Origin of the sequence: Bacillus seohaeanensis (genome assembly GCF_042684945.1) — a bacterium.
Classification (GTDB): domain Bacteria; phylum Bacillota; class Bacilli; order Bacillales; family Bacillaceae_B; genus Rossellomorea; species Rossellomorea seohaeanensis.
The window spans coordinates 1-25,569 of the sequence record NZ_JBHUMF010000022.1 but is presented as its reverse complement, the minus strand read 5'-3'; the positions used below and the strand labels follow the sequence as shown (position 1 = coordinate 25,569).

42 protein-coding genes are annotated in these 25,569 nt (G+C 38.9%); 40 read left to right on the top strand and 2 right to left on the bottom strand.

Annotation, left to right across the window (positions count from 1 at the left end; genetic code table 11):
* Nucleotides 1-3: 3 nt before the first annotated feature.
* The 38 genes from rplD to ACFSUL_RS09430 all read left to right on the top strand — a co-directional run bounded on the left by rplD (nt 4) and on the right by ACFSUL_RS09430 (nt 21,836).
* Nucleotides 4-627 (top strand): 50S ribosomal protein L4, encoded by a 624-nt coding sequence (gene rplD, locus ACFSUL_RS09615; RefSeq protein ID WP_071413652.1) that lies wholly within the window; start codon nt 4-6, stop codon nt 625-627.
* Nucleotides 627-911: a 50S ribosomal protein L23 gene (gene rplW, locus ACFSUL_RS09610; protein ID WP_071413651.1), complete on the top strand. Its 285-nt coding sequence runs from the start codon at nt 627-629 to the stop codon at nt 909-911. The genes rplD and rplW overlap by 1 nt, the downstream gene beginning before the upstream one ends.
* Before the next feature lie 42 nt (nt 912-953).
* The gene (rplB, locus tag ACFSUL_RS09605) at nt 954-1,784 is read left to right on the top strand and encodes a 50S ribosomal protein L2 (RefSeq protein WP_377934852.1); all 831 of its coding nucleotides are present in this window, start codon (nt 954-956) and stop codon (nt 1,782-1,784) included.
* A gap of 60 nt (nt 1,785-1,844) precedes the next feature.
* Nucleotides 1,845-2,123 (top strand): 30S ribosomal protein S19, encoded by a 279-nt coding sequence (gene rpsS, locus ACFSUL_RS09600; protein WP_071413649.1) that lies wholly within the window; start codon nt 1,845-1,847, stop codon nt 2,121-2,123.
* A gap of 18 nt (nt 2,124-2,141) precedes the next feature.
* On the top strand, nt 2,142-2,483 hold the full coding sequence (rplV, locus tag ACFSUL_RS09595) for a 50S ribosomal protein L22 (RefSeq protein ID WP_071413648.1): 342 nt from the start codon (nt 2,142-2,144) through the stop codon (nt 2,481-2,483).
* A gap of 3 nt (nt 2,484-2,486) precedes the next feature.
* The gene (gene rpsC, locus ACFSUL_RS09590; protein WP_071413647.1) at nt 2,487-3,143 is read left to right on the top strand and encodes a 30S ribosomal protein S3; all 657 of its coding nucleotides are present in this window, start codon (nt 2,487-2,489) and stop codon (nt 3,141-3,143) included.
* Nucleotides 3,144-3,145: 2 nt separating this feature from the next.
* The gene (gene rplP / locus ACFSUL_RS09585) at nt 3,146-3,580 is read left to right on the top strand and encodes a 50S ribosomal protein L16 (RefSeq protein ID WP_071413646.1); all 435 of its coding nucleotides are present in this window, start codon (nt 3,146-3,148) and stop codon (nt 3,578-3,580) included.
* The gene (gene rpmC, locus ACFSUL_RS09580) at nt 3,570-3,773 is read left to right on the top strand and encodes a 50S ribosomal protein L29 (protein ID WP_071413645.1); all 204 of its coding nucleotides are present in this window, start codon (nt 3,570-3,572) and stop codon (nt 3,771-3,773) included. The genes rplP and rpmC overlap by 11 nt, the downstream gene beginning before the upstream one ends.
* Nucleotides 3,774-3,792: 19 nt before the next feature.
* Nucleotides 3,793-4,056, top strand: a complete 264-nt coding sequence (rpsQ, locus tag ACFSUL_RS09575; protein ID WP_377934848.1) for a 30S ribosomal protein S17 — start codon at nt 3,793-3,795, stop codon at nt 4,054-4,056.
* A 45-nt stretch (nt 4,057-4,101) separates the two neighbouring features.
* The gene (rplN, locus tag ACFSUL_RS09570; protein ID WP_071413643.1) at nt 4,102-4,470 is read left to right on the top strand and encodes a 50S ribosomal protein L14; all 369 of its coding nucleotides are present in this window, start codon (nt 4,102-4,104) and stop codon (nt 4,468-4,470) included.
* A 37-nt stretch (nt 4,471-4,507) separates the two neighbouring features.
* Nucleotides 4,508-4,819 (top strand): 50S ribosomal protein L24, encoded by a 312-nt coding sequence (rplX, locus tag ACFSUL_RS09565; protein ID WP_071413642.1) that lies wholly within the window; start codon nt 4,508-4,510, stop codon nt 4,817-4,819.
* 27 nt (nt 4,820-4,846) lie between these two features.
* Complete coding sequence (gene rplE / locus ACFSUL_RS09560; RefSeq protein ID WP_377934845.1) at nt 4,847-5,386, top strand: 50S ribosomal protein L5; 540 nt, start codon at nt 4,847-4,849, stop codon at nt 5,384-5,386.
* 24 nt (nt 5,387-5,410) lie between these two features.
* On the top strand, nt 5,411-5,596 hold the full coding sequence (locus tag ACFSUL_RS09555; protein ID WP_071413640.1) for a type Z 30S ribosomal protein S14: 186 nt from the start codon (nt 5,411-5,413) through the stop codon (nt 5,594-5,596).
* A gap of 30 nt (nt 5,597-5,626) precedes the next feature.
* On the top strand, nt 5,627-6,025 hold the full coding sequence (gene rpsH, locus ACFSUL_RS09550) for a 30S ribosomal protein S8 (protein WP_071413639.1): 399 nt from the start codon (nt 5,627-5,629) through the stop codon (nt 6,023-6,025).
* 31 nt (nt 6,026-6,056) lie between these two features.
* Nucleotides 6,057-6,596, top strand: coding sequence for a 50S ribosomal protein L6 (gene rplF / locus ACFSUL_RS09545; protein WP_071413638.1), 540 nt, complete (start codon nt 6,057-6,059; stop codon nt 6,594-6,596).
* Between the two features lie 32 nt (nt 6,597-6,628).
* Complete coding sequence (gene rplR / locus ACFSUL_RS09540) at nt 6,629-6,991, top strand: 50S ribosomal protein L18 (protein ID WP_071413637.1); 363 nt, start codon at nt 6,629-6,631, stop codon at nt 6,989-6,991.
* A 21-nt stretch (nt 6,992-7,012) separates the two neighbouring features.
* Entirely contained in the window at nt 7,013-7,513 is a 501-nt protein-coding gene (gene rpsE, locus ACFSUL_RS09535; protein WP_071413636.1) for a 30S ribosomal protein S5, read from the top strand.
* A 12-nt stretch (nt 7,514-7,525) separates the two neighbouring features.
* The gene (rpmD, locus tag ACFSUL_RS09530) at nt 7,526-7,708 is read left to right on the top strand and encodes a 50S ribosomal protein L30 (RefSeq protein ID WP_071413635.1); all 183 of its coding nucleotides are present in this window, start codon (nt 7,526-7,528) and stop codon (nt 7,706-7,708) included.
* A gap of 36 nt (nt 7,709-7,744) precedes the next feature.
* A complete protein-coding gene (gene rplO / locus ACFSUL_RS09525) occupies nt 7,745-8,185 on the top strand; it encodes a 50S ribosomal protein L15 (RefSeq protein ID WP_071413634.1) in 441 nt (146 codons plus the stop codon).
* Entirely contained in the window at nt 8,185-9,477 is a 1,293-nt protein-coding gene (gene secY, locus ACFSUL_RS09520) for a preprotein translocase subunit SecY (protein WP_377934839.1), read from the top strand. Before rplO ends, secY begins: the two co-directional genes overlap by 1 nt.
* A 58-nt stretch (nt 9,478-9,535) precedes the next feature.
* Nucleotides 9,536-10,186 carry an adenylate kinase gene (locus tag ACFSUL_RS09515; protein WP_071413632.1) on the top strand — a complete coding sequence of 217 codons (651 nt, stop codon included), beginning with the start codon at nt 9,536-9,538 and terminating at the stop codon, nt 10,184-10,186.
* Nucleotides 10,186-10,932 (top strand): type I methionyl aminopeptidase, encoded by a 747-nt coding sequence (map, locus tag ACFSUL_RS09510; protein WP_377934836.1) that lies wholly within the window; start codon nt 10,186-10,188, stop codon nt 10,930-10,932. The genes ACFSUL_RS09515 and map overlap by 1 nt, the downstream gene beginning before the upstream one ends.
* Nucleotides 10,933-10,947: 15 nt before the next feature.
* Complete coding sequence (locus ACFSUL_RS09505) at nt 10,948-11,256, top strand: RNA-binding protein (protein WP_377934834.1); 309 nt, start codon at nt 10,948-10,950, stop codon at nt 11,254-11,256.
* A gap of 5 nt (nt 11,257-11,261) precedes the next feature.
* Nucleotides 11,262-11,480, top strand: a complete 219-nt coding sequence (infA, locus tag ACFSUL_RS09500; protein ID WP_071413629.1) for a translation initiation factor IF-1 — start codon at nt 11,262-11,264, stop codon at nt 11,478-11,480.
* A gap of 38 nt (nt 11,481-11,518) precedes the next feature.
* Nucleotides 11,519-11,632 carry a 50S ribosomal protein L36 gene (gene rpmJ, locus ACFSUL_RS09495; protein WP_000868344.1) on the top strand — a complete coding sequence of 38 codons (114 nt, stop codon included), beginning with the start codon at nt 11,519-11,521 and terminating at the stop codon, nt 11,630-11,632.
* A 23-nt stretch (nt 11,633-11,655) separates the two neighbouring features.
* Nucleotides 11,656-12,021 carry a 30S ribosomal protein S13 gene (rpsM, locus tag ACFSUL_RS09490; RefSeq protein WP_071413628.1) on the top strand — a complete coding sequence of 122 codons (366 nt, stop codon included), beginning with the start codon at nt 11,656-11,658 and terminating at the stop codon, nt 12,019-12,021.
* A 25-nt stretch (nt 12,022-12,046) separates the two neighbouring features.
* The gene (gene rpsK, locus ACFSUL_RS09485) at nt 12,047-12,436 is read left to right on the top strand and encodes a 30S ribosomal protein S11 (RefSeq protein WP_071413627.1); all 390 of its coding nucleotides are present in this window, start codon (nt 12,047-12,049) and stop codon (nt 12,434-12,436) included.
* A 175-nt stretch (nt 12,437-12,611) separates the two neighbouring features.
* Nucleotides 12,612-13,556: a DNA-directed RNA polymerase subunit alpha gene (locus ACFSUL_RS09480; protein WP_377934831.1), complete on the top strand. Its 945-nt coding sequence runs from the start codon at nt 12,612-12,614 to the stop codon at nt 13,554-13,556.
* A 46-nt stretch (nt 13,557-13,602) separates the two neighbouring features.
* Complete coding sequence (rplQ, locus tag ACFSUL_RS09475; RefSeq protein ID WP_071413625.1) at nt 13,603-13,965, top strand: 50S ribosomal protein L17; 363 nt, start codon at nt 13,603-13,605, stop codon at nt 13,963-13,965.
* 562 nt (nt 13,966-14,527) lie between these two features.
* A complete protein-coding gene (locus ACFSUL_RS09470; protein ID WP_377934828.1) occupies nt 14,528-15,364 on the top strand; it encodes an energy-coupling factor ABC transporter ATP-binding protein in 837 nt (278 codons plus the stop codon).
* Complete coding sequence (locus tag ACFSUL_RS09465; RefSeq protein WP_377934826.1) at nt 15,340-16,209, top strand: energy-coupling factor ABC transporter ATP-binding protein; 870 nt, start codon at nt 15,340-15,342, stop codon at nt 16,207-16,209. Before ACFSUL_RS09470 ends, ACFSUL_RS09465 begins: the two co-directional genes overlap by 25 nt.
* A complete protein-coding gene (locus ACFSUL_RS09460) occupies nt 16,206-17,003 on the top strand; it encodes an energy-coupling factor transporter transmembrane component T family protein (protein ID WP_377934824.1) in 798 nt (265 codons plus the stop codon). The genes ACFSUL_RS09465 and ACFSUL_RS09460 overlap by 4 nt, the downstream gene beginning before the upstream one ends.
* 14 nt (nt 17,004-17,017) lie before the next feature.
* Entirely contained in the window at nt 17,018-17,764 is a 747-nt protein-coding gene (truA, locus tag ACFSUL_RS09455; protein ID WP_377934822.1) for a tRNA pseudouridine(38-40) synthase TruA, read from the top strand.
* A gap of 188 nt (nt 17,765-17,952) precedes the next feature.
* On the top strand, nt 17,953-18,390 hold the full coding sequence (gene rplM / locus ACFSUL_RS09450) for a 50S ribosomal protein L13 (protein WP_377934820.1): 438 nt from the start codon (nt 17,953-17,955) through the stop codon (nt 18,388-18,390).
* A 22-nt stretch (nt 18,391-18,412) separates the two neighbouring features.
* Entirely contained in the window at nt 18,413-18,805 is a 393-nt protein-coding gene (rpsI, locus tag ACFSUL_RS09445) for a 30S ribosomal protein S9 (RefSeq protein ID WP_071413619.1), read from the top strand.
* 203 nt (nt 18,806-19,008) lie between these two features.
* Entirely contained in the window at nt 19,009-19,455 is a 447-nt protein-coding gene (locus tag ACFSUL_RS09440; RefSeq protein ID WP_071413618.1) for a DUF2521 family protein, read from the top strand.
* 371 nt (nt 19,456-19,826) lie between these two features.
* Nucleotides 19,827-20,537 (top strand): N-acetylmuramoyl-L-alanine amidase CwlD, encoded by a 711-nt coding sequence (gene cwlD / locus ACFSUL_RS09435; RefSeq protein WP_071413617.1) that lies wholly within the window; start codon nt 19,827-19,829, stop codon nt 20,535-20,537.
* Nucleotides 20,538-20,777: 240 nt separating this feature from the next.
* Nucleotides 20,778-21,836 carry a P-loop NTPase gene (locus ACFSUL_RS09430; RefSeq protein ID WP_377934816.1) on the top strand — a complete coding sequence of 353 codons (1,059 nt, stop codon included), beginning with the start codon at nt 20,778-20,780 and terminating at the stop codon, nt 21,834-21,836.
* Between the two features lie 228 nt (nt 21,837-22,064).
* Here ACFSUL_RS09430 and gerD read toward each other — a convergent pair whose 3' ends face one another.
* Complete coding sequence (gene gerD, locus ACFSUL_RS09425) at nt 22,065-22,697, bottom strand: spore germination lipoprotein GerD (protein ID WP_071413615.1); 633 nt, start codon at nt 22,695-22,697, stop codon at nt 22,065-22,067.
* Nucleotides 22,698-23,273: 576 nt separating this feature from the next.
* On the opposite strand from gerD, the gene ACFSUL_RS09420 reads away from it, so the two are divergent.
* Nucleotides 23,274-23,891, top strand: coding sequence for a KinB-signaling pathway activation protein (locus ACFSUL_RS09420; RefSeq protein WP_377934813.1), 618 nt, complete (start codon nt 23,274-23,276; stop codon nt 23,889-23,891).
* 276 nt (nt 23,892-24,167) lie between these two features.
* Here ACFSUL_RS09420 and pdaB read toward each other — a convergent pair whose 3' ends face one another.
* On the bottom strand, nt 24,168-24,917 hold the full coding sequence (gene pdaB, locus ACFSUL_RS09415) for a polysaccharide deacetylase family sporulation protein PdaB (RefSeq protein ID WP_377934812.1): 750 nt from the start codon (nt 24,915-24,917) through the stop codon (nt 24,168-24,170).
* Nucleotides 24,918-25,045: 128 nt separating this feature from the next.
* Between pdaB and ACFSUL_RS09410 the strand changes: the two genes are divergently transcribed.
* Nucleotides 25,046-25,276, top strand: coding sequence for a hypothetical protein (locus ACFSUL_RS09410; RefSeq protein WP_071413612.1), 231 nt, complete (start codon nt 25,046-25,048; stop codon nt 25,274-25,276).
* Nucleotides 25,277-25,569: the final 293 nt, after the last annotated feature.

The window sequence follows — 25,569 nt, the reverse complement described above, 5'->3', positions numbered from 1 at the left end:
TAAATGCCGAAAGTAGCATTATTTAACCAAAGCGGTTCTCAAGTTGGTGATATCGAACTTAATGAATCTGTATTTGGTATTGAACCAAACAAACAAGTATTGTTTGAAGCAGTGTTAATGCAAAGAGCTTCTCTACGTCAAGGAAATCACAAAGTAAAAAATCGTTCTGAAGTAGCTGGCGGAGGTCGTAAACCTTGGCGTCAAAAAGGAACAGGTCGTGCTCGTCAAGGATCTATTCGTTCCCCACAATGGCGCGGTGGTGGTACTGTATTTGGACCAGTTCCACGTAGCTACAGCTATAAATTGCCTAAAAAAGTTCGTCGTTTAGCAATTAAATCTGCTCTTTCTTCAAAAGTAGCAGAAGAAAATGTTTTAGTATTAGAAGCGTTAGCTTTTGATGCACCAAAAACAAAGGAATTTGCAAACGTACTAAAAGGGCTTTCTGTTAACTCTAAAACATTAGTGGTTACAGCTGGTCTTGACGAAAACGTTGCACTTTCTGCACGTAATATCCCTGGTGTAACAGTTGTTTCTGCAACTGGAATTAACGTTCTAGATGTAGTTGGACATGATAAACTAGTGATGACAAAAGCAGCGGTTGAAAAAGTAGAGGAGGTGCTTGCATAATGGATGCACGCGAAATCATTAAGCGCCCCGTAATTACAGAACGTTCAACAGATATTATGGCTGAAAAGAAATATACATTTGATGTCGATACTAGAGCAAACAAAACTCAAGTAAAAGATGCTGTTGAAGAAATCTTTGATGTAAAAGTTGAGAAAGTGAACATCATGAACTACAAAGGTAAGTTCAAACGTATGGGTCGCCACGCAGGATATACAAATAAGCGTCGCAAAGCTATCGTTAAACTTACTGCAGATAGCAAAGAAATCGAATTCTTTGAAGCTTAATAAAAGCTTAATAATAAACAAGTAAGAAGAGGAGGGAAAAACATGGCGATTAAAAAGTATAAACCTACCTCTAATGGTCGTCGCGGTATGACTACTTCCGATTTCGCTGAAATTACAACGAATCAACCGGAAAAATCATTATTAGCACCTTTACACAAAAAAGGTGGCCGTAACAACCAAGGTAAGTTAACAGTTCGTCATCAAGGCGGCGGTCATAAGCGTCAATACCGTATCATCGATTTTAAACGCAATAAAGATGGTATACCTGGACGCGTTGCTACAATTGAGTATGATCCAAACCGTTCCGCAAATATTGCATTAATTAATTATGTAGATGGAGAAAAACGTTATATTCTAGCTCCTAAAACACTAGTAGTAGGAATGGAAGTAATGTCTGGTCCTGAAGCAGATATCAAAGTAGGTAATGCGTTACCACTTATTAATATCCCAGTTGGTACTGTAGTTCATAACATCGAATTGAAACCTGGTAAAGGTGGTCAATTGGTGCGTTCTGCAGGAACTTCTGCACAAGTACTTGGTAAAGAAGGTAAATATGTACTTGTACGACTTAACTCGGGTGAAGTTCGTATGATTCTTGCTACTTGTCGTGCTACTGTAGGTCAAGTTGGTAATGAACAGCATGAACTTATCAATGTTGGTAAAGCAGGTCGTTCTCGTTGGTTAGGCAAACGCCCAACAGTACGTGGATCTGTAATGAACCCTAACGATCACCCACACGGTGGTGGTGAAGGACGCGCTCCTATCGGACGTAAATCACCAATGTCACCATGGGGCAAACCAACTCTTGGTTACAAAACACGTAACAAAAACAACAAATCAGATAAATTTATCGTACGTCGACGCAAAAAATAACGGGATTGTCCTACGGTTCAAATACAGAGCCGTAGCTCAGTCGCGAAGGGAGGTTCAGACATGGGTCGTAGCTTAAAAAAAGGACCTTTTGTTGATGATCATTTAATGAATAAGATCGAGAAACTGAACGATACGGATGGTAAGCAAGTTGTTAAAACTTGGTCTCGCCGTTCTACGATCTTCCCAGCATTCATCGGTCACACTATTGCAGTTTACGATGGCCGTAAACATGTACCAGTTTATGTTACTGAAGATATGGTAGGTCACAAGCTTGGTGAATTTGCACCAACACGTACTTACAAAGGTCACGCTAGTGATGATAAGAAAACAAGACGTTAATGAGAGGAGGGTATCCTAATGCAAGCAAAAGCTGTTGCTAGAACAGTACGTATTGCTCCTCGTAAAGTTCGTTTAGTGGTTGATCTAATCCGAGGAAAGCAAGTTGGAGAAGCGGTAGCGATTTTAAATCATACACCAAAAGCTGCTTCACCAGTAATCGAGAAAGTACTTAAATCTGCTGTTGCGAATGCAGAGCACAATTATGATATGGACATTAATAGCCTAATCGTTACAGAAGCTTATGTAAACGAAGGCCCAACACTTAAACGTTTCCGTCCTCGTGCGATGGGTCGTGCAAGTCAAATCAACAAACGCACAAGTCACATTACACTTGTGGTATCAGAAAAGAAGGAGGGATAATCCGTGGGTCAAAAAGTACATCCGGTAGGACTTCGTGTCGGAGTAATTCGTGATTGGGAATCTAAATGGTACGCTGACAAAGATTACGCAACACTATTACACGAAGACCTTAAAGTACGTGAATATATTGCAAAACGTTTAGCAGATGCATCAGTTTCTAAAGTTGAAATTGAACGTGCTGCTAACCGTATTAACATTACAGTTCATACGGCAAAACCTGGTATGGTTATCGGTAAAGGTGGTACAGAAGTTGAGGCTTTACGTAAAGCACTTAACGGACTAACTAGTAAAAGAGTACACATCAATATCGTTGAAATTAAAAAAGCTGATTTAGATGCTAAATTAGTAGCAGAAAATATTGCTCGCCAATTAGAAAACCGTGTATCTTTCCGTCGTGCACAAAAGCAAACAATTCAACGTGCAATGCGCGCTGGTGCAAAAGGAATTAAAACACAAGTATCTGGTCGTCTTGGCGGTGCTGATATCGCTCGTGCGGAACACTACAGCGAAGGAACTGTTCCACTTCATACTCTTCGTGCTGACATCGACTATGCTCACGCAGAAGCTGACACTACTTACGGTAAACTTGGTGTTAAAGTATGGATCTATCGTGGAGAGGTTCTTCCTACAAAGAAGAAAACTGAGGAAGGAGGAAAATAATAATGTTATTACCTAAACGCGTAAAACATCGTCGCGAACATCGTGGTAAAATGCGTGGTCGTGCAAAAGGCGGTCAAGAAGTTGCTTTTGGCGAATACGGCTTACAAGCTACTGAAGCGTCTTGGATCACAAACCGTCAAATCGAGGCTGCTCGTATTGCAATGACTCGTTACATGAAACGTGGCGGTAAAGTTTGGATTAAAATTTTCCCTCACAAACCTTATACTGCAAAGCCACTAGAAGTACGTATGGGTTCCGGTAAAGGTGCTCCAGAAGGATGGGTGGCAGTTGTAAAACCTGGTAAAATCATGTTTGAAATCGCTGGCGTTTCTGAGGAAGTAGCTCGTGAAGCTCTTCGTCTTGCAGCACACAAACTTCCAATCAAGTGTAAGTTTGTTAAACGTGAAGAAATTGGTGGTGAATCAAATGAAAAGTAATGAAATTCGTGACCTAACCACTGCCGAAATTGAACAAAAAGCAAAATCTCTAAAAGAAGAATTATTTAATCTTCGCTTCCAACTTGCGACTGGACAGCTAGAAAACACAGCTCGTATCCGTGAAGTACGTAAAGCGATCGCTCGTATGAAAACTGTAATCCGTGAAAGAGAGATCGGCATAAACAATCGATAAAGAGAGGAGGTTTGCTTAAATGAGTGAACGCAATCAACGTAAGGTATACACTGGCCGTGTTGTTTCCGATAAAATGGATAAAACAATCACTGTTCAAGTTGAAACTTACAAAAAGCATTCTCTATACGGCAAACGCGTTAAGTACTCTAAGAAGTTTAAGACTCATGATGAGAACAACGTTGCAAAAGTAGGCGATGTGGTACGTATTATGGAAACTCGTCCACTATCTGCTACGAAACGTTTCCGTCTAGTAGAGGTTATTGAAAAAGCTGTTATTATCTAATTATATTGATCGGACTTATGTTAATTCCGAAGGGAGGTTAACTAAATGATTCAACAAGAATCTCGTTTAAAAGTTGCTGACAACTCAGGTGCACGTGAAGTATTAACAATTAAAGTACTTGGTGGTTCTGGTCGTAAGACTGCTAACATTGGTGATGTTATCGTTTGTACAGTAAAACAAGCAACACCAGGTGGCGTTGTTAAAAAAGGTGACGTTGTTAAAGCCGTAATCGTACGTACGAAAAGTGGTGTTCGTCGTCAAGATGGTACTTATATCAAATTTGACGAAAATGCTTGTGTAATCATCCGTGACGATAAAGGTCCTCGTGGAACTCGTATCTTTGGACCAGTAGCACGTGAATTGCGCGATAGTAACTTTATGAAAATTGTATCTTTAGCTCCAGAAGTTCTTTAATAGACTTGCATTGGACCATTCAAGGAGGTGCGACGAAATGCATGTGAAAAAAGGCGATAAAGTCATGGTCATCACAGGAAAAGACAAGGGGAAAACAGGCGTTGTTTTAGCAGCATTCCCTAAAAAAGACCGTGTTCTTGTTGAAGGTGTAAACGTAGTGAAAAAGCACGCTAAACCTTCACAAATGAACCCACAAGGTGGAATCATCAGCCAAGAGGCAGCGATTCATGTTTCGAACGTAATGCCTTTAGATCCTAAATCGAATGAACCAACTCGTGTTGGATATAAAACGGTTGATGGTAAAAAAGTGCGTGTAGCAACAAAATCAGGTGAAGTTCTAGATAAATAGTTCTAATAAAGAAGGGAGGTACACTACATGAACCGCCTAAAAGAAAAATTTCAAAGTGAAATCAGTCCTGCTCTAGTGAGCAAATTCAATTATAAATCTGTAATGGAAGTACCTAAGATTGAAAAAATTGTTGTTAACATGGGTGTTGGCGATGCAGTAGCTAACTCAAAAGCTTTAGATGTAGCTGTAGATGAGTTAACGGACATTACTGGTCAAAAACCTGTTATCACAAAAGCGAAGAAGTCTATCGCTGGCTTCCGTCTTCGTGAAGGTATGCCAATCGGTGCAAAAGTTACTCTTCGCGGAGAGCGTATGTACCAATTCTTGGATAAATTAATTTCTGTTTCTCTTCCACGTGTACGTGACTTCCGTGGTGTTTCTAAAAAAGCATTCGACGGTCGCGGAAACTACACATTAGGTGTAAAAGAACAATTAATTTTCCCTGAAATTGATTATGATAAAGTTTCAAAAGTACGCGGTATGGATATCGTTATTGTAACTACTGCGAACACTGATGAAGAAGCTCGTGAATTATTGACACAAATCGGAATGCCATTCCAAAAGTAATCGCTAAATAAGGGAGGCGAAAATGTGGCTAAAAAATCAATGATTGCGAAACAAAAACGTACTGCAAAGCATCAAGTTCAAGAATATACACGTTGTGAGCGCTGTGGGCGTCCACACTCAGTTATCCGTAAATTCAAGCTTTGCCGTATTTGTTTCCGTGAACTTGCATATAAGGGTCAAATTCCTGGCGTTAAGAAAGCTAGTTGGTAAAACCCTATTTTGGGAAGGAGGTAAATTAACATGACAATGACAGATCCAATTGCAGATTTGCTAACTCGCATCCGTAATGCGAATATGGTACGTCACGAAAGATTAGAAGTTCCTGCTTCTAACATGAAAAAAGAAATCGCTGAAATCCTTAAACGTGAAGGTTTCGTGCGTGACGTAGAGTATGTCGAAGATAACAAACAAGGTGTTATCCGTATTTTCTTAAAATATGGTTCAAACGATGAGCGTGTAATCACTGGATTAAAGCGTATCTCAAAACCAGGTCTTCGCGTATATGCAAAAGCAAACGAAGTACCAAAAGTACTAAATGGTCTTGGAATCGCTCTAGTATCAACATCTCAAGGTGTTGTTACTGATAAAGAGGCTCGTGCAAAACAAGTAGGCGGAGAAGTTCTAGCTTACGTTTGGTAAGATTTTTTGAAATGAATGGAGGTGCAACAGAATGTCACGTGTAGGAAAAAAACCTATTGAAGTTCCATCTGATGTAACAATTACGATCAGCGAGAACAACACAGTAACGGTAAAAGGACCTAAAGGTGAACTTTCTCGTACATTCAACCCTGATATCAAGGTTGAGATGGAAGAAAACATCCTTAATATTACTCGTCCTTCTGATGCAAAAGACCACCGCGCATTACATGGTACAACTCGTGCCCTAATCGCTAACATGGTTGAAGGTGTATCAAAAGGATATGAAAGAAATCTTGAGCTAATCGGTGTCGGTTACCGTGCTCAAAAACAAGGTACAAAGCTTGTACTTAACGTTGGTTACTCTCACCCAGTTGAGATCGAACCAGAAGAAGGACTAGAAATCGATGTACCTTCAAATACAAAAGTATCTATTAAAGGTATTGATAAAGAACGTGTTGGTGCACTTGCAGCTAACATTCGTGCTGTACGCGCTCCTGAGCCTTACAAAGGTAAAGGTATTCGTTACGAAGGCGAATATGTACGCCGTAAAGAAGGTAAAACAGGTAAATAATGCCGCTTAGGCAAAGAAAGGAGTGACCGAAGGTGATTACAAAGAATGATAAGAACAAAGTCCGTAAAAAAAGACACGCACGTGTTCGTTCTAAAATCACTGGAACAGAATCTCGTCCTCGTTTAAACGTATTCCGTTCTAATAACCATATCTACGCTCAAATTATTGATGATATGAATGGTGTAACTCTTGTTAGTGCATCTTCAAACGATAAAGAGCTTGGTTTAAGTTCAACTGGAAATGTAGATGCAGCTGTTAAAGTTGGAGAACTTGTTGCTAAACGTGCTGCTGATAAGGGCTTAAATTCTGTTGTATTTGACCGCGGAGGTTATTTATATCACGGCCGTGTTAAAGCTTTAGCTGAAGCTGCTCGCGAAAACGGCTTACAATTTTAATAAAAAGGAGGGACAATCCAAATGCGTCGTATTGATCCAAGTAAACTAGAATTTGAAGAACGCGTAGTTACAATCAATCGTGTTGCGAAAGTTGTTAAAGGTGGTCGTCGTTTCCGTTTCGCTGCTCTTGTAGTAGTTGGTGATAAAAATGGTCACGTTGGTTTCGGAACTGGTAAAGCACAAGAGGTACCAGATGCAATTCGTAAAGCGATTGAAGATGCGAAGAAAAATCTTGTTGAAGTACCAATGGTAGGTGGAACTACACCTCACGAAATCATCGGACAATTTGGTGCTGGTCGTATTTTGATCAAACCAGCTTCTGCAGGTACAGGAGTTATCGCTGGTGGACCTGTTCGTGCGGTACTTGAATTAGCAGGGGTTCAAGATATCCTATCTAAATCATTAGGTTCTAACACACCTATTAACATGGTACGTGCAACAATTGAAGGTCTAAAACAATTAAAACGTGCTGAAGACGTAGCAAAATTACGTGGTAAATCAGTAGAAGAATTGTTAGGATAAGGAGGGATAACGATGGCGAACAAACTAGAAATTACCCTCACTCGTAGCTTGATTGGTCGCCCAGAAGCTCAGCGTAAAACTGTTGCAGCTTTAGGCTTACGTAAAATGCACCAAACAGTTGAACAACAAGACAATGCTGCAGTTCGCGGCATGATCAATAAAGTTGCTCACTTAGTAACGGTAACAGAAAAATAATCGATTTTTTTCGTAAAATAAGGAGGTGCCGACGACATGAAATTACATGAGTTACAACCTACTAAAGGTTCTCGCAAAACGCGTAATCGTGTGGGCCGTGGTATCGGTTCTGGTAATGGTAAAACTGCCGGAAAAGGTCATAAAGGACAAAATGCTCGTTCTGGTGGCGGTGTTCGCCCTGGTTTCGAGGGTGGTCAAACTCCTTTATTCCAACGTTTACCTAAACGCGGTTTCACAAACATCAACCGTAAAGAATATGCAATTGTAAATTTAGATGCATTAAATCGCTTTGAGGATGGTACTGAAGTTACTCCAGCTCTATTAATCGAAACTGGTGTAGTAAGTAGCGAAAAAGCTGGAATCAAAATTCTTGGTAAAGGTTCAATCGAGAAGAAGCTTACAGTAAAAGCAAACAAATTCTCAAATGCTGCTAAAGAAGCTATTGAAGCTGCTGGCGGTAGCACTGAGGTGATTTAATGTTTCAGACAATCTCCAACTTTATGCGCGTGAGTGATATAAGAAACAAAATCATTTTCACTCTTTTAATGTTAGTCATCTTTCGTATTGGTGCTTTTATACCAGTGCCAAACGTAGATGCTAATGTCTTACAAATGCAAGATGAGTCTGGAATTTTAGGATTCCTTAATACTTTTGGTGGCGGTGCTCTGCAAAACTTCTCCATTTTTGCTATGGGTATCATGCCTTATATCACAGCTTCGATCATCGTCCAGCTATTGCAGATGGATGTAGTTCCGAAGTTTACAGAGTGGTCTAAACAAGGGGATGTAGGGCGTCGCAAATTAGCTCAGTTCACCCGATATTTCACTATTATATTAGGTTTTGTTCAAGCATTGGGTATGTCCTATGGTTTTAACCGTATATATGGTGGGATGTTAATCCAGAACCCGGGGATCGGTACGTACCTATTAATAGCTGTTGTACTTACAGCTGGTACGGCTTTTCTTATGTGGTTAGGGGAACAAATTACTGCTAAAGGTGTTGGAAATGGTATTTCTATCCTTATCTTCGCGGGTATCGTAGCTGCCATTCCCAATACAGTTAACCAAATTTATGCTCAACAAATAGAAGGTGCTGGTGATCAGTTATTCCTTCATATTATGGTTCTTGTATTAATCGTTTTAGCTGTTATTGCCATTATCGTTGGAGTAGTGTTTATTCAACAAGCATTGCGTAAAATTCCAATTCAATATGCAAAACGTCTAGTAGGGCGCAGTCCAGTAGGCGGTCAGTCTACGCATCTGCCATTAAAGGTGAATGCTGCTGGTGTAATTCCGGTAATCTTCGCGATTTCCTTTATCATTACACCACAGACAATTGCTTCGTTCTTTGGAACAAATGATATCACAAGCACAATTCAGTACATTTTTGATTATACAAACTGGATTGGTATGATCATCTATGTAGCGCTAATTATTGCTTTTACGTATTTCTACGCTTTCATTCAAGTGAACCCGGAACAAATGGCGGAGAACTTGAAGAAACAGGGTGGATATATCCCTGGTATCCGTCCAGGTCAGAACACACAAGAATATCTCACTCGCGTTCTGTATCGTCTAACATTTGTTGGTGCAGTCTTCCTTTCTGTGATTTCTATTCTTCCTGTGTTCTTCATCAAATTTGCGGGTCTTCCACCTGCAGCTCAAATTGGTGGAACCAGCTTGCTTATCGTTGTCGGTGTAGCACTTGAAACAATGAAGCAGTTAGAAGCACAGTTAGTAAAGCGTCACTACAAAGGTTTTATTAAATAAGAAGGTTTTGGGAACACGATGTTCCTAAAACCACTTAAGAGACTGAGGGGGAGTTCGAGTGAATATAGTACTGATGGGCTTACCAGGTGCGGGTAAAGGTACACAAGCCGAAAAGATTATAGAGAAATATGGAATCCCTCATATCTCAACTGGAGATATGTTCCGTGCAGCTATAAAAGAAGGTACTGAACTAGGCTTGAAAGCTAAGTCTTTTATGGATAATGGTGATCTAGTTCCTGATGAGGTAACGATTGGTATTGTTCGTGAAAGATTAAGTAAAGAAGATTGTCTAAAAGGATTTCTTTTAGATGGTTTTCCAAGAACGGTTGCACAAGCAGAGGCTCTTGAGAATATCCTCTCCGATCTTGGTAAAAAAATGAATTATGTCATTAATATTGAAGTAGATAAAGATATTTTGATGGAGCGTCTAACAGGTCGTCGTATCTGTAAAGAGTGCGGCGCTACTTATCACCTTATCTTTAATCCACCAAAAGAAGAAGGCGTTTGTGATCGCTGCGGCGGTGAATTATACCAACGCGCAGATGATAACGAAGAAACGGTTCAAAATCGTTTAGACGTTAACATCCAACAAACAAAACCTCTTTTGGATTACTACGAAGACAAAGGCTATCTGAAAAACATTGACGGTCAACAAGATATCGTAAAGGTCTTTGCTGGCATTGATGAACTTCTTGGAGGCCTTTCATAATGATCATTTGTAAAACTCCGAGAGAGATTGAGATTATGCGTCATGCAGGTAAAATCGTCGCATTAACTCATCAGGAATTGCAAAAGCATATTTCCCCTGGGGTCACGACGAAAGAATTGGATGCAATAGCAGAAAAATTTATTCGTAAGTATGATGCAATTCCATCTTTTAAAGGGTACAATGGGTTTCGTGGCAGTATCTGTTCTTCTGTCAATAATGAATTAGTCCACGGTATTCCTAGTGATAGAGTCTTAAAGGATGGCGATATAATTAGCCTCGATATAGGTGCTAAATATAATGGCTATCACGGTGACTCTGCTTGGACATATCCTGTCGGAAAAATTGATAAAGAAACCCAACAACTCTTAGATGTAACAGAAGAATCTTTACATCTAGGGTTGAAAGAAGCTAAACCAGGCGAACGTCTTTCGAATATCTCTCATAGTATTCAAACTTATGTTGAAGCAAAAGGTTTTTCCATTGTTCGTGAGTATGTAGGGCACGGAGTTGGTCAAGACTTACATGAGGATCCTCAAATTCCTCACTATGGTCCTCCTAACAAGGGTCCACGCTTAAAGCCTGGGATGGTACTCGCTGTTGAACCTATGGTTAATGCAGGCAGTCGATATGTAAAAACATTATCGGATAACTGGACAGTTGTTACAGTTGATGGTAAAATGTGTGCGCACTTCGAACATACAGTTGCAATTACTGATGATGGCTATGAAATTTTAACGAAAGCCTAAGTGAAGGTGATTGGATTGAACGAGTCAGATTCGACTCCGAGGATAGGCCAGATTGTTTTAACTAAAAAAGGTCGGGACACTGGACAGTACTCGGTCGTCATTCAACAATTGAATGAACGGTTTGTACTAATCGCGGATGGAGATAAACGGAAGTTTGATCGTGCCAAGCGAAAAAACATTTCACATCTTCATTTATATGATTATGTTTCTCCAGAAGTTCAAAGTAGTATCTTAGAAACCGGGCGAGTAACAAATGGAAAACTAAGATATGCTATTTCTAAGTTTGTTAATGAATGTATAAATGATGAGAAGAAGGGAGACTGAGTTCGATGGCAAAAGATGATGTAATTGAAATTGAAGGTAAAGTTGTTGAAACTTTGCCGAATGCAATGTTTAAGGTAGAATTAGACAATGGTCATACTGTACTAGCACATGTTTCCGGGAAGATTCGTATGCACTTCATCCGTATACTTCCAGGAGATAAAGTGACAGTGGAGTTATCTCCGTATGACTTAACGCGTGGTAGAATCACTTATCGTTATAAATAATCTATTGCACTCCGTACTATTAAGGAGGTTAGAATAAGATGAAAGTTAGACCATCTGTTAAACCAATCTGCGAAAAATGTAAAGTCATTCGTCGTCGCGGAAAAGTTATGGTTATCTGTGAAAACCCTAAACACAAACAAAAACAAGGTTAATATTGAAGGAGGTGCACATATAAATGGCACGTATAGCTGGTGTTGACATTCCGCGTGATAAACGTGTTGTCATTTCATTAACATACATTTATGGTATTGGTAAAAATACTGCTAAACAAATCCTAGCTGAAGCTGGTGTATCTGAGGATACTCGCGTTCGTGATCTTACTGATGACGAATTAGGAAAAATCCGTGAGACTGTTGATAAATTAAAAGTTGAAGGTGACCTTCGTCGTGAACTTTCTCTTAACATCAAACGTCTAATGGAAATTGGAAGCTACCGTGGTCTTCGTCACCGTCGTGGTTTACCAGTTCGCGGACAACATACTAAAAACAATGCTCGTACACGTAAAGGTCCTCGTAAGACTGTAGCGAACAAGAAAAAATAATAAGTAAAGGAGGGTACTTCTTAGTATGGCACGTAAAACTAATACTCGTAAACGTCGTGTGAAAAAGAATATCGAAGCAGGTATTGCACACATTCGTTCTACATTCAATAATACAATCGTAACAATTACTGACGTTCATGGTAACGCTGTTGCATGGTCAAGTGCTGGTTCATTAGGCTTCAAAGGTTCTCGTAAATCGACTCCTTTCGCAGCTCAACTAGCAGCTGAAACTGCTGCAAAAGCTTCTCAGGAACATGGTTTAAAAACTCTTGAAGTAACAGTTAAAGGTCCTGGTGCTGGTCGTGAAGCAGCAATCCGTGCACTTCAAGCTGCAGGTCTAGAAGTTACTGCAATTAAAGATGTTACTCCAGTTCCTCATAATGGATGCCGTCCACCAAAACGTCGCCGCGTTTAATTTTTTTGTATAAATTTTGTATCATTGTCTATAATGGGATATGATATTGAGATCATTTACAAGAAAAGCGTTAGACCAGTTGTTGATGCACAATCGGGAACGTAAACATGGGGAATTTCGGGATGATTTATCCAGCGTTCCGGGATTTCGACGTTTTGAAGGAGGGTAAATAATTATGATCGAAATTGAAAAGCCGAAAATTGAAACGATTGAGATCAGCGATGATGCTGCATATGGAAAGTTCGTCGTAGAACCACTTGAGCGTGGATATGGTACAACATTGGGTAACTCCTTACGTCGTATCCTACTATCTTCACTCCCAGGTGCTGCTGTCACATCTATTCAAATAGATGGAGTGCTGCATGAATTTTCAACAATAGAAGGCGTCGTCGAGGACGTTACATCCATCATTTTGAATATCAAAAAATTGGCGTTAAAGATTTATTCTGATGAAGAAAAAACGTTAGAGATTGATGTACAAGGTGAAGGGACTGTAACAGCTGCTGATATTACTCATGATAGTGATGTCGAGGTGTTAAATCCAGATTTACACATTGCAACTCTATCGAAGAGCGGTCACTTCCGCATGCGTTTAACTGCTGGGCGCGGACGCGGTTATACACCAGCTGATCAAAATAAACGTGAGGATCTTCCTATTGGCGTGATCCCAATCGATTCTATTTACACTCCAGTTTCACGCGTAAATTATCAAGTGGAAAATACTCGTGTTGGTCAAATGACGAACTACGATAAACTTTCTCTTGATGTATGGACTGATGGAAGTATTGGACCGAAGGAAGCAATTTCTCTTGGTGCAAAAATTCTAACAGAACATCTTAATATTTTCGTTGGTCTTACAGATGAGGCGCAGAATGCTGAAATCATGGTAGAAAAAGAAGAAGATCAAAAAGAAAAGGTTCTAGAGATGACGATCGAAGAGCTGGATCTTTCTGTTCGTTCATATAACTGTTTAAAACGTGCTGGAATCAACACTGTTCAGGAACTTGCTAACAAGACTGAAGAAGATATGATGAAAGTACGTAACTTAGGTCGCAAATCCCTTGAAGAGGTTAAAGTTAAACTAGAAGACCTTGGATTAGGATTACGTAAAGACGACTAACTAACATCATGTTGTTTTAACGAATCAACAAAGGAGGGAACCCTTAATGGCTTACAGAAAGTTAGGACGCACTAGTGCACAACGTAAAGCATTACTACGTGATTTAGCTACTGACCTAATTATCAACGAGCGTATCGAAACAACTGAAACTCGTGCGAAAGAGCTTCGTTCAGTTGTGGAAAAGATGATCACATTAGGTAAACGTGGTGACTTACATGCGCGTCGTCAAGCATCTGCATTCATCCGTCATGAAGTAGCAAATGCTGAAAATGGTCAAGATGCTGTACAAAAATTATTCGCTGATATTGCACCTCGTTACAACGAGCGTCAAGGTGGATATACTCGTATCATGAAAGTTGGTCCTCGTCGCGGTGACGGTGCTCCAATGGCAATCATCGAGTTAGTTTAATAATTCGGTAATGTATAAAAAGGGCGGGACAGTTATCACTTAACTGCTTCTTTGCCCTTTTTGTATAATTCCAATATGATGAAAAGCAGAGCGTTATGATGAGCATCTCCAAATGGAATGTCTCGTTTAGCTCGTGCACTCCTTCCAACTTCTATAGACATAGAAGCTGTTCACTTGCGAACAAGAAAAGATTACTTTTCTTTGGAAAGGGGTGCAGGCTTTTTTTATTTACGCAGCTTTTTTAAGGCTATTTTCTAAAATGTTGTTGCTCTTAATCACAATTAAAAACTCAGAGTGGATTGGAGCGGAAAGTACGGTCTATTACCTACAAACAACAAACTTTAAGAAAATAGCCTTTTTAAAAAGTTGTTTTTACGAATGATAGTGCTAGTAAACTGAAAGCATATTTTTGTTTAGAGAGTACAGACGAGGTCACAAAAGATTTATTTAAAGGCTTCTTTCTAGTGGAAAAACTATCATTTATATGAAAAGAGGATTTACAATAGAGTAAATTCGAGATAGATTAGTGGAGAAATGTTGAGCGTAGGGGAGGCTTCGAAGGATGAAGGAGATTATCAAAGTAGAGGATGTTTTCTTCCAGTATCCTGACCAAAAGGAATATGCCTTAAAAGGGATTAGTTTAGATGTAAAGGCTGGAGAATGGTTAGCGATTGTTGGACATAATGGGTCTGGGAAGTCTACATTAGCTAAAATGTTGAATGGAATGCATTTTCCAGGAGAAGGAACTGTAGAGGTCGATGGAGTCTCATTGCAAGAAGAGACAGTTTGGGATATTCGCTCTAAAATCGGGATGGTATTTCAAAACCCCGACAATCAGTTTGTTGGAGCGACTGTAGAGGATGATGTGGCTTTTGGATTAGAAAACCACGGTATACCATATGAAACGATGGTAACAAGAGTAGAAGAAGCTTTAAAAAGTGTGAACATGGAGGACTTTCTTGTTCAAGAGCCCCACCATCTATCGGGAGGACAGAAGCAAAGAGTTGCGATTGCGGGGGTTATTGCATTGCAGCCGGATATTATAATTCTCGATGAAGCAACGTCTATGCTGGATCCTAAAGGGAGAAAAGAAGTTTTGGAGACTGTAAGAGTGTTAAAAGAAAAGGAGAACTTAACGGTCATTTCCATCACACATGACTTAGAAGAAGCAACGAAGGCTGATCGAATGGTTGTTTTAAATCAAGGAACTGTATTTAAAGAGGGCTCGCCAGAAGAAATATTTTTATTAGAGGATGAGCTTACGAAATTAGGGTTAGATTCCCCTTTTACAGTAAAGTTAGCGGGAGCACTTAAAAGGGAAGGCATCCAATTATCCAAAAATTATTTTACAGAAGAAGAGTTGGTGGACGTTCTATGCACATCTCATTTCGACAAGTAGAATATCGTTACTCATACAAAACGCCATTTGAAAAGCTCGCTTTACAAGATATAAACCTTGATATTCCGTCAGGACAGTTTTTAGCGATTATTGGGCATACAGGTTCCGGTAAATCAACGTTATTGCAACATTTAAATGCTCTTTTAAAACCTACAAATGGTAGTGTAACTATTGGAGACATGACAGTCGATTCAAAACAGAAAATGAAAAACTTGAAGAGCGTTAGAGAAAAAGTAGGAATTGTTTTTCAATTTCCAGAGCATCAGTTGTTTGAAGAAACAGTGTTAAAAGATATTTGCTTTGGACCGATGAACTTTGGTGTCCCGGAAGAACAGGCAAAGAAAAGAGCGAAAGAACTTATTTCTAAAGTAGGATTACCAGAAGAGGTGCTAGACAAATCTCCTTTTGACTTATCTGGAGGGCAGATGAGGCGAGTGGCAATTGCGGGTGTGTTAGCAATGGAACCAGATGTAATTGTTTTAGATGAGCCAACAGCGGGGCTCGATCCTCGAGGTCAGAAGGAAATGATGGACATGTTTTATGAACTGCATCAAGAAAAGGGGCTTACGACTATTCTCGTTACTCATAGTATGGAAGATGCAGCTCGTTATGCAGATAAGATTGCTATTTTACAAAAAGGGCAGTTAAAGCAAATAGACAAGCCGCAAGCTATATTTTCTCAGCCGGAGCAATTATTCGAAATGGGGCTAGATGTTCCAGATGTTGTTCGTTTTCAATATTTGTTTGAAAATAAAGCAGGGGTAAAGCTTTCCAAAACTTGTCTGACAATAGACGAACTCGCAAGTGAAATCCACTCTCTACGCAGTGGGGGTGTTTCAAAATGATGGAAAAAATGATATTTGGACGCTTTGTGCCGGCAAAGTCACTTTTACATCAACTTGATCCGAGGTCAAAGCTCATTTTTATTTTTGCTTTTATCTGTATTGTATTTCTAGCAAATAACTTTATAACGTACGCCATCCTAGGCGCGTTTACTTTTATTGCACTTATATTATCTAAACTTTCTATTCGCTTTATCCTAGGAGGATTAAAGCCAATTCTATGGCTAGTCCTATTTACTTTTTTCCTTCACGTTCTATTTACAAAAGAGGGAGAAGTACTTTTTTCAGTGGGGTTTATCTCTGTGCATGAAGAAGGGTTAAGACAAGGGGTATTTATTTCTCTTCGATTCTTTTATTTAATCCTCATAACATCACTTTTAACGTTAACAACTTCTCCTATTTCTATTACAGATGGATTAGAGTCTTTGCTTAATCCGTTAAGAAAGGTGAAGTTTCCCGTCCATGAGCTGGCGTTAATGATGTCGATCTCTTTACGGTTTATTCCGACGCTGATGGAAGAGACAGATAAAATTATGAAGGCACAAATGGCACGGGGAGCAGAATTTTCATCAGGGCCGATAAAAGAGAGGCTTAAAGCAATTATCCCTCTTCTTATTCCGCTTTTTGTCAGCTCCTTTAAACGGGCAGAAGACCTTGCCATTGCAATGGAGGCAAGGGGCTACCGGGGTGGAGAAGGTAGAACAAAGTATAGGCTGCTTACGTGGAGGATGAGTGATACGTGTATTCTAGTTACATTAGTCCTTCTCGCAGCCATATTAGTCCTTTTTAGAGGATAGCAGGAGTGTAAATTATGCAACGAATTAAATGTACAGTTTCATACGATGGAACGGCTTTTAATGGTTACCAAGTACAGCCAGGGCAGCGCACAGTACAAGGTGTACTAGAAAAAGCACTTACCAAAGTGCATAAAGGGAAATTCGTAAAAGTAATATCCTCCGGAAGAACAGATGCGGGGGTCCATGCAATAGGCCAGGTGTTCCATTTTGATACGGATTTTTCAATCCCAGAGGAAAAATGGCCTGTTGTACTGAACTCTATACTTCCAGATGAAGTAGTAATTGTCTCCGCAAAATATGTTCAGGATGATTTTCATGCTAGATATTCTGTAAAACAAAAGGAATACCGGTATAAAGTTATGTTAGGGAAAAGGAGATCTCCGTTTACAAGGGATTTTTCTTTGTACTATCCCTACCAGCTAGATCTAGAGGCAATTCAAATTGCTGCTCGCTATTTCATTGGGGAACACGACTTTACAAGTTTTTGTTCGACGAAAACGGATAAGGAAGATAAAGTGCGTACTATCCACAATATTAAAGTGGAGCAAGATGATCTGGAACTTACTTTTTCTTTTACCGGAAATGGATTTCTTTACAATATGGTGAGAATAATAGTAGGAACTTTATTAGAGGTAGGTTCTGGCAGAAAAAAACCAGAGGAGATACCGGTTATATTGAATAAGAGGGACCGCAAAGCGGCTGGAAAGACTGCTGCCGCACATGGGCTTTATTTATGGCAAGTTCAGTATGAGGAAAATTAATAAGCTTAAAAACAATGGGATTGAATATTTTTCTCTAAAACAACTAATCCTGGTGTAACATACTCTTGACATCAGCTTGTGAACAAGATAATATAGCATATGGTATGTTATTAACCCCACGGATAGCCCCGGAAATTATTCGTGATTGAAAATAAATACTATGGATTTTATATTTAGGAGGTTAAATCATGCGTACGACGTATATGGCAAAATCGAACGAAATCGATCGTAAATGGTACGTTGTAGATGCAGAAGGCAAAACTCTAGGTCGTCTATCTAGTGAAGTAGCTTCTATTCTACGCGGTAAACACAAACCAACTTACACACCACATGTTGACACTGGTGATCATGTGATTATTCTTAATGCATCTAAAATTGAACTAACTGGTAAAAAGCTTACGGACAAAATTTACTACCGTCACAGCCAACACCCAGGTGGTTTAAAATCTCGTACAGCGCTAGAAATGCGTACAAACTACTCAGAGAAAATGTTAGAGCTTTCTATTAAAGGAATGCTTCCAAAAGGTTCTCTAGGTCGTCAAATGTTCAAAAAATTACACGTATATGCTGGAGCGGAACATCCGCATCAAGCTCAACAACCAGAAGTTTACGAACTTCGTGGATAATTAAAAAGAGGAGGTTATTATCTTGGCTCAAGTTCAATATTACGGAACTGGTCGTCGTAAGAGCTCAGTAGCTCGTGTACGCTTAGTACCAGGTAACGGTAACATTGTTATCAATAAACGTGAAGTAGAAGATTACATTCCATTCGCAGCATTAAGAGAAGTAATTAAGCAACCTTTAGTTGCTACTGAAACTCTTGGTAACTATGATGTATTAGTAAACGTTAATGGTGGAGGATACACTGGTCAAGCAGGTGCTATCCGTCACGGTATCGCTCGTGCTTTACTACAAGTAGATCCTGAATACCGTGGAACACTAAAACGCGCTGGACTATTAACTCGTGACGCTCGTATGAAAGAACGTAAAAAATACGGTCTTAAAGGCGCTCGTCGTGCACCTCAGTTCTCAAAACGTTAATTTGCAGGTGTTCAAGAAGGCTCTCAACCATTTTGGTTGGGGGTCTTTTTTTATGGGATTAAAGGTCAATTTGAAGTCCGTCCCTCGTTGCTTTAATGTGCTAATGCAATGAGGGACGGACCTCAAAAGATTAAAATTGGAAACCTTTGCTCGAATGAAGTAGCGGAATAAGTCAAAAAATACGTTCAAAGGGGTGGATAGTCTTGAACGTAATTACAACGTTTAATTCAAAAAGAAGAGAAAAACAAATAAAAAAGGAACGAGAATTACTAAAGGAAATATCCATAAAGATGTTAAAAGAAAGTGTAAGGAAGCACTTTGGGTATATACGTGTTCAAGGTGGAACCTTTATGCAAGAAGGATTTGATGAGGCCTGTTTTGATGTGGCAATTGAGTCGTATTTACTTGGAGGAAAACTCAGTAAGTTTGGTCGTCAAGGAGATAGTCTTGATGATGTGAAAAAGCGGTGTGATGAGGAGCTTAAGCATTTTATCGATACATTATATAACTTCTGGCTTTATTGGGCGGAAATGGGAGTTTCTAATAAAGTCGATGAATCCTTTTATTACTGCTGTGAACATTTTGTAGAGACATGGTGGGCGGAAGGTTACCACAATGGAATTAAACGCTTGAAGCTTCGGTTACATTAACTATCTTTATTTCTAGGGATCCCGTGTGCTAGTCGATTCTGCATGAAAAATATTTGCAATGGGGTTAATAGTGCTACAGTAGGGTATTATCTTACAGAAAAAGGTAGTTTGTCTAGAAGTCAAAGGAATTTGTCCGAAAAAAGTAAAAAGTGTCCGAAAAGCCCATGGAAGTGTCTAGATAAAACAGAAATTTGTCCAATAAACCTGAAGTAAAAATAAAGGCTTGTACTGAAACTGTTTGCTTGTTATCCCCTGTATAGTTGCCTCCTCTTTTAATGAATTTCTGTTCTAAATTGCATTCTTGTCCCATATTTTTAAAAAGAGAGTAAGTTAATCTGCAATTTTTAAGCAGCTTAAAAAGGGGGACAAGAATGAAGAAGAAGCTTAAATGGATTGGATTTGTAAGTGCGGTTATTGCCTTATTCTTTATTTTTCAATTTAAAATATTAGATAAAGACACTTGGGAATCCTGGAATCTCCCCTTATCCGGAAAAATTATCTACCTTGATCCCGGTCATGGAGGCCCTGACGGAGGGGCGGGAGATAAGGAGGCTTTAGAAAAAGAAATAGCCTTGGATGTTACTAAAATATTAAGAGACTACCTTCAGGAACAAGGTGCCCTTGTACTTTTAACGAGAGAAGAAGATGAGGATTTGGCACTGGAGGAGACAAGGGGTTACAGTAGAAGAAAAGTGGAAGATTTAAAAAAACGCTTGGAGCTTATTAATGAGTCAGATGCAGATCTTTATTTAAGCATTCATTTAAATTCAATTCCGAGCTCTAAGTGGAGCGGTGCACAAACTTTTTACAATCCAAAGTATAAAGAAAATAAACGGTTGGCCAAATCAATACAATCCGAACTAATTAGAAACTTAGAGAACACAACAAGAGAAGCGAAAGGAATTCAAAATGTATTTTTAATTAAACATGCAAAGAAAACAGGTGCACTTATTGAAATAGGGTTTTTATCAAATCCGGAAGAAAGAAAAAATTTGAAAGATGAAGATTATCAAGAGAAAGTAGCTGCATCTATTTACGACGGAATCATGGGGTTTATAACGGAGGAAGCTGACGAGGAATAGCCTTGCCAGCTTTTTGTTGTTCATTTGCTATTTATTTGTGGAAGTTCCGACGTGAAAAGGGGGATTAGTTAGCTCCTCAAGGTATAAAAAAGAAAAAGACAGGCGCGTCTTATGGATTTCAGGTCTGACCAAGCCGTTTTCGCTTTTTAGATTACGAAACCTTTCGAGCATTCATTATAGTTAGAATATGTTATACTGATAATAGTTGTAAACGAATTCACGTAAAGGAAGGGATTGGACATGCTAGCAGATCAACAAATACGCGAGTTGTTATATGAGTTGAAAGATCCATTTTTACATAAAACGTTACAAGAAACGAATGGTGTTTTAGAGGTAAAGGTAAAAGAAGAGAAAAAACATGTTAGTGTAAAAATAGCAATTGCCAAAACTGGGACAGGAGAACAAATGCAGTTTCAACAGCAAATTGTTCAATTACTAAAAGATAATGGAGCGGAATCAGTTGGAATCCGGTTTGCTGACTTATCACCAGAAGAGTTAGAAAAACATAGAGGAACAGGGGGAGAAGGGACAGACCTTTTATCTCCAGCGAGTAAGACAACCTTTATTGCTATTGCCAGCGGAAAAGGTGGAGTTGGGAAATCTACTGTGTCTGTCAATTTAGCTGTTTCTTTAGCTCGTCAAGGTAAAAAGGTTGGGTTAATTGATGCTGATATCTATGGGTTTAGCGTTCCGGATATGATGGGAATCGTAAACAGACCTGTTGTAAGAGGGGAAAGTATCATACCTGTAGAGCGCTTCGGGGTAAAAGTAATTTCTATGGGGTTCTTTGTAGAAGATAATGCCCCTGTTATTTGGCGTGGTCCAATGCTTGGGAAAATGCTGAATAACTTCTTTTCCGAAGTAGAGTGGGGAGACCTAGATTATCTATTGCTAGATTTACCGCCTGGAACAGGTGATGTTGCTCTTGATGTACATACAATGCTTCCTCATTGTAAAGAAATTATTGTTACAACACCACATCCGACAGCGGCATTTGTTGCGGCCCGTGCTGGTGCAATGGCGCTAAGTACGGATCATGAAATAGTAGGTGTAGTGGAAAATATGGCTTACTTTGAAAGTAAAGTGACAGGAGAAAAAGAATTTGTATTCGGTCAAGGTGGCGGAGAAAAGCTTGCTGAGGAACTTCGAACAGATTTACTTGGTAAACTACCGCTTCAGCAACCTGATTGGAATGAAGAAGACTTTGCTCCATCCGTGTACGCAGAGGATCATCGACTTGGGAAAATTTATGGAGATATTGCTCATCAAGTGATTGAAAAGCTTTCTACAGATAAATAAAGAATAATTGCGAAAGCGTCTTAGTTAGTTCTGGAAAGTAAATGTTGTACCTGTGAGGAGATTATTTTTAAGCATTAGGAAAAGCAGAAGCAACTTACTGAGAGACAATTAACTTTTGGAGAAAACAGAAGAGCTAGCCTAGCTCTTTGATCCCGGCTATTACCTTGATGCTGAAGCTAGACGTAAAAAGGACTTAGTATCAATGCCCTGATACTAAGTCCTTTTATCTTATTGTTGTCCTTCTTGGCCTTCAGAGCTTCCAGATTCACCGCCCTGACTACTTTCCTCGCTTTTCTTTTTTTCTTCCCCGCCATCTTTCATCTCTCCAGCTGCTTTTAATAAAACATCTTGCAGCTTTGCTTTAAACAGTGGACTTTCAAATGTCTCGGTGACAACCTTTTGAACATGTTCACGATACTCTTTACTCTTTAACACTTCCGTTACTTCTTTCTGAATTTCAGGATCTTTTAATAAATCCATCATCATGCCTTGATATTCAGGGTCCTTCATTAAGTCTTTTAGTAATTTCTCATTTCCATCTTTCATGCTTTTCGCTACGGATTCAGCAAATTTAGGATCCTCAAATGACTTCTTCCAAAACTCTGTACCTTTTTCTGATGTCAGCGTTTTTGAGATGGTATCTGTGACAATTGCTTGATCCATCACGAGTTCTTGTTTCATTTTGTCATCCTTCATGACTTCTTGAATTGCCTTTTTTCCATCATCTGTCTTTAATATATCAACAACCATTTTTTTTGTTTCATCATAATCTACTTGACTGCTCCCTGATGCATCTCCACCACCGCCAGCGCAAGCGGTAAGAAGTAGGGTGAGCAGGAAGAGAAAGGAATATTTCTTCATAATAAGTCTCCTTTCAATCAAATAATCCTACCTTTAATATGTCTATTTTTCAAAAAAATATTCGCTTCTATAGCTCTGTCTAGATTTTTTACAAAAGCGTTGGTACAATCATAAGAGTGTATATTATCAAGAAAAGTGGAAGTGGCTCGCCTAGCTCGCGAAGAAAATAGGGGTTTCCCTCAAAGGGCGTTTTTTGCCCTTAGAGGGGAATCATCTTTTTCACAGCGAGCTAGCCACTAGAACTGGACAAGAAAAGTGGAAGTGGCTCGCCCAGCTCGCGAAGAAAATAGGGGGTTCCCTCAAAGGGCGTTTTTTGCCCTTAGAGGGGAATCATCTTTTTCATAGCGAGCTAGCCACTAGAACTGGACAAGAAAAGTGGAAGTGGGCTTGGTCAAGGTGATTTACTTACTCTTTTAAGAGGAAAAGGGGTCTGTCTCCGTGATGACTTGCCCACTACTCTAACAACGTGGCGATGTTTAATGGGGACTGACACTGTAGCAGTCAGCAGACACTAAGTTTTAAGAAGTGGTCTCAACCCCTTAGCCGCTGGAACTAGACATATTGGAGGAAAAATAAGTGACTATCCGAAATTGGATTCGTTTTTTTATCAACACATTACTAATTGGTGGAATAGTAACCGGGTTAGCATCCTTTTTTATAAGATGGGATCAATTTGAACCTTACATTCAAAACGGCGAAATTGGTGCAATTCTTTCTAGTCTTTTATGGTTCGTTTTTGTCGGATTTACTTTTAGTGTGATAAGTCAAATGGGCTATTTTGCATACTTAACACTTCATCAATTTGGATTAGGATTATTTAAATCAGTGTGGAATCCGGTTCAAGTTGTAATCATTGCCTTTGTTTTATTCGATTTAATCTATTTCCGTTTTAAAGCTTTCGCCATTGAGGGGGATTCTTACTTACCGTATATTTTATTAGGATTCGGCATAGTGATTATCGGTATGATTGTAGCGTACTTTAAAACAAAACAATCTCCTCAAAATACGTTTATCCCTGCATTATTCTTTATGGTAGTTGTCACAGTTCTCGAATGGCTTCCGGTTCTACTCGTCAACTCCATTAAATGGTTATATTTAATGCTTATTGCTTTATTAGTATGTAACGCATATCAGCTATTAGCGCTGCCAAAATATATCCAAAAGTCGAAAGTGGAACGGGAAAATAAGAAATAATAAAAAGGACGATCTTTCAGGAGTATTATTCCTTAAGATCGTCTTTTTTATTGCCTATCAGGAGATAATAAAATCTTTTCATATGGATAACTGTATTATGTTTAGCTTCGGCATCGAGAATGTTCGGGACTAGATACTCACTAAAAGGGTGTATAGTTTTAATGGCTAGAGGTCCGTAGCCTTTTTTGCAAAAAGAGCCACCCTTTAGCACCTATTCTTAGCCACTATATAGGAGCGGTGTTTCTTGTACGTCTCGGTGACTACCGCCTAGCCTTTTTAAGGGATAATAGTCGATTTTGCGTCACCATTAGATATCATATGTGTTACATTGACAAAATTACCCTTACTAGACAGTTGCTTTACAATAGCGGGAAGAGCTTTTTTTGTCTGCTTAGCAGAATCAGATGCATGCAATAAAACGATATCCCCTTTTTTGGCTTTAGTAACGTTTTCGAGTATTTTTTCTACACCGGGATTTGTCCAATCTTTCGAGTCGACACTCCAATGAACAACTGTGTAGCCCAGTTTATCCGCCACTTTTAAGACATCTTTATCAAAATGTCCTGTAGGTACTCTCAAAAGTTTGATATCTTTAATATTTAATTTCTTAAATACAGCTTCTGCTTTTAAAATATCCTGCCTTACTTTGCTGTCTTCTATATCTGTATAATCTTCGTAAGCATAACCTAAACTACCGATTTCATATCCTTGTTTAGCAATCTGTTCTACAAGTTCTGGATGTCTTTCTGCCCAGGCACCGGAAAGGAAAAATGTAGCTGATTCAACTTTCAACCTTTTCAACTCTTTCAGTATTGGTTCTGCTTTTTCGTCTCCCCACCCGATATTAAATGTTAGTGCAATCCCTTTTTCCCCTTTATAAATGGCTTTTGGTCCATCGCTAGTAGAGAAAACCGATTGAGTGGAAATAGAACTCGTATACACAAACAAAGCTGTAAAAAAAGAAATGACAATAATAAGACTGAGTTGCTTTACCTTTCTGGCATCTAAAGTATAGAAAAACCTCATTGTGCACCTCCATAGTACATGTATCTTTACATACGTATGCATGTCTCAAAATCAAAATTACAAAAAATAATTATAAAAAAAGCTTAATTGGAAAAAACTACTACTACCATAATGAAGGGGTGAAAGTTTTGTTAGGGCTATTGATAAATGAGAGAGAAAAACAAGAAATAGAATACTTATTAAAAAGAGAAATGGATGAAATATTGTTTGATTTAAAAGACGGAAGAATTGACCATATTGTCAAAAGGGCAATGGATGAACGTTATAAAATTTTATTTTCTTTATTTAAAAGAGTAGCGAGCCATAAAGAATGTCTAAAATATATTAAAACGGATAAAGATAAAAAAACACCTTATTAATCTGTAAGGATTCCCGCTACTATATAGAAAGTGTTCCTTAGTGGACGGGAATCACTTTTAAAAAAATTTTAAAATAGTGTTGACGTTAATAATAAAACTTGGTATATTATTAAACGTCGCTGTTACGAACAAAACACTTTTAAAAAAAGTTTTGAAAAACAGTTGACATCAAAATGAAATACATGATATATTATAAAAGTCGCTTAAAACAAGCGCCGGACACATTGAACTTTGAAAACTGAACAAAGCAAAACGTCAACGTTAATTCAAGTTTTATTTTAAAAGAGCTAATC

Bases quoted from the DNA above. Each gene is read 5' to 3' on its own strand.
- cwlD (WP_071413617.1), top strand. From the start codon at position 19,827: ATGAAGAAGAAGCTTAAATGGATTGGATTTGTAAGTGCGGTTATTGCC.
- ACFSUL_RS09465 (WP_377934826.1), top strand. From the start codon at position 15,340: ATGCACATCTCATTTCGACAAGTAGAATATCGTTACTCATACAAAACG.
- ACFSUL_RS09460 (WP_377934824.1), top strand. From the start codon at position 16,206: ATGATGGAAAAAATGATATTTGGACGCTTTGTGCCGGCAAAGTCACTT.
- truA (WP_377934822.1), top strand. From the start codon at position 17,018: ATGCAACGAATTAAATGTACAGTTTCATACGATGGAACGGCTTTTAAT.
- rplB (WP_377934852.1), top strand. From the start codon at position 954: ATGGCGATTAAAAAGTATAAACCTACCTCTAATGGTCGTCGCGGTATG.
- rplO (WP_071413634.1), top strand. From the start codon at position 7,745: ATGAAATTACATGAGTTACAACCTACTAAAGGTTCTCGCAAAACGCGT.
- ACFSUL_RS09470 (WP_377934828.1), top strand. From the start codon at position 14,528: ATGAAGGAGATTATCAAAGTAGAGGATGTTTTCTTCCAGTATCCTGAC.
- rpsH (WP_071413639.1), top strand. From the start codon at position 5,627: ATGACAATGACAGATCCAATTGCAGATTTGCTAACTCGCATCCGTAAT.
- rplX (WP_071413642.1), top strand. From the start codon at position 4,508: ATGCATGTGAAAAAAGGCGATAAAGTCATGGTCATCACAGGAAAAGAC.
- infA (WP_071413629.1), top strand. From the start codon at position 11,262: ATGGCAAAAGATGATGTAATTGAAATTGAAGGTAAAGTTGTTGAAACT.
- rpmC (WP_071413645.1), top strand. From the start codon at position 3,570: ATGAAAAGTAATGAAATTCGTGACCTAACCACTGCCGAAATTGAACAA.
- rplE (WP_377934845.1), top strand. From the start codon at position 4,847: ATGAACCGCCTAAAAGAAAAATTTCAAAGTGAAATCAGTCCTGCTCTA.
- rpsQ (WP_377934848.1), top strand. From the start codon at position 3,793: ATGAGTGAACGCAATCAACGTAAGGTATACACTGGCCGTGTTGTTTCC.
- rplF (WP_071413638.1), top strand. From the start codon at position 6,057: ATGTCACGTGTAGGAAAAAAACCTATTGAAGTTCCATCTGATGTAACA.
- rpsM (WP_071413628.1), top strand. From the start codon at position 11,656: ATGGCACGTATAGCTGGTGTTGACATTCCGCGTGATAAACGTGTTGTC.
- rpsE (WP_071413636.1), top strand. From the start codon at position 7,013: ATGCGTCGTATTGATCCAAGTAAACTAGAATTTGAAGAACGCGTAGTT.
- rplW (WP_071413651.1), top strand. From the start codon at position 627: ATGGATGCACGCGAAATCATTAAGCGCCCCGTAATTACAGAACGTTCA.
- rpsK (WP_071413627.1), top strand. From the start codon at position 12,047: ATGGCACGTAAAACTAATACTCGTAAACGTCGTGTGAAAAAGAATATC.
- rpmD (WP_071413635.1), top strand. From the start codon at position 7,526: ATGGCGAACAAACTAGAAATTACCCTCACTCGTAGCTTGATTGGTCGC.
- rplM (WP_377934820.1), top strand. From the start codon at position 17,953: ATGCGTACGACGTATATGGCAAAATCGAACGAAATCGATCGTAAATGG.
- rplN (WP_071413643.1), top strand. From the start codon at position 4,102: ATGATTCAACAAGAATCTCGTTTAAAAGTTGCTGACAACTCAGGTGCA.
- pdaB (WP_377934812.1), bottom strand. From the start codon at position 24,917: ATGAGGTTTTTCTATACTTTAGATGCCAGAAAGGTAAAGCAACTCAGT.
- ACFSUL_RS09430 (WP_377934816.1), top strand. From the start codon at position 20,778: ATGCTAGCAGATCAACAAATACGCGAGTTGTTATATGAGTTGAAAGAT.
- ACFSUL_RS09480 (WP_377934831.1), top strand. From the start codon at position 12,612: ATGATCGAAATTGAAAAGCCGAAAATTGAAACGATTGAGATCAGCGAT.
- rplD (WP_071413652.1), top strand. From the start codon at position 4: ATGCCGAAAGTAGCATTATTTAACCAAAGCGGTTCTCAAGTTGGTGAT.
- gerD (WP_071413615.1), bottom strand. From the start codon at position 22,697: ATGAAGAAATATTCCTTTCTCTTCCTGCTCACCCTACTTCTTACCGCT.
- rplQ (WP_071413625.1), top strand. From the start codon at position 13,603: ATGGCTTACAGAAAGTTAGGACGCACTAGTGCACAACGTAAAGCATTA.
- rplV (WP_071413648.1), top strand. From the start codon at position 2,142: ATGCAAGCAAAAGCTGTTGCTAGAACAGTACGTATTGCTCCTCGTAAA.
- secY (WP_377934839.1), top strand. From the start codon at position 8,185: ATGTTTCAGACAATCTCCAACTTTATGCGCGTGAGTGATATAAGAAAC.
- rplP (WP_071413646.1), top strand. From the start codon at position 3,146: ATGTTATTACCTAAACGCGTAAAACATCGTCGCGAACATCGTGGTAAA.
- rpmJ (WP_000868344.1), top strand. From the start codon at position 11,519: ATGAAAGTTAGACCATCTGTTAAACCAATCTGCGAAAAATGTAAAGTC.
- rpsS (WP_071413649.1), top strand. From the start codon at position 1,845: ATGGGTCGTAGCTTAAAAAAAGGACCTTTTGTTGATGATCATTTAATG.
- map (WP_377934836.1), top strand. From the start codon at position 10,186: ATGATCATTTGTAAAACTCCGAGAGAGATTGAGATTATGCGTCATGCA.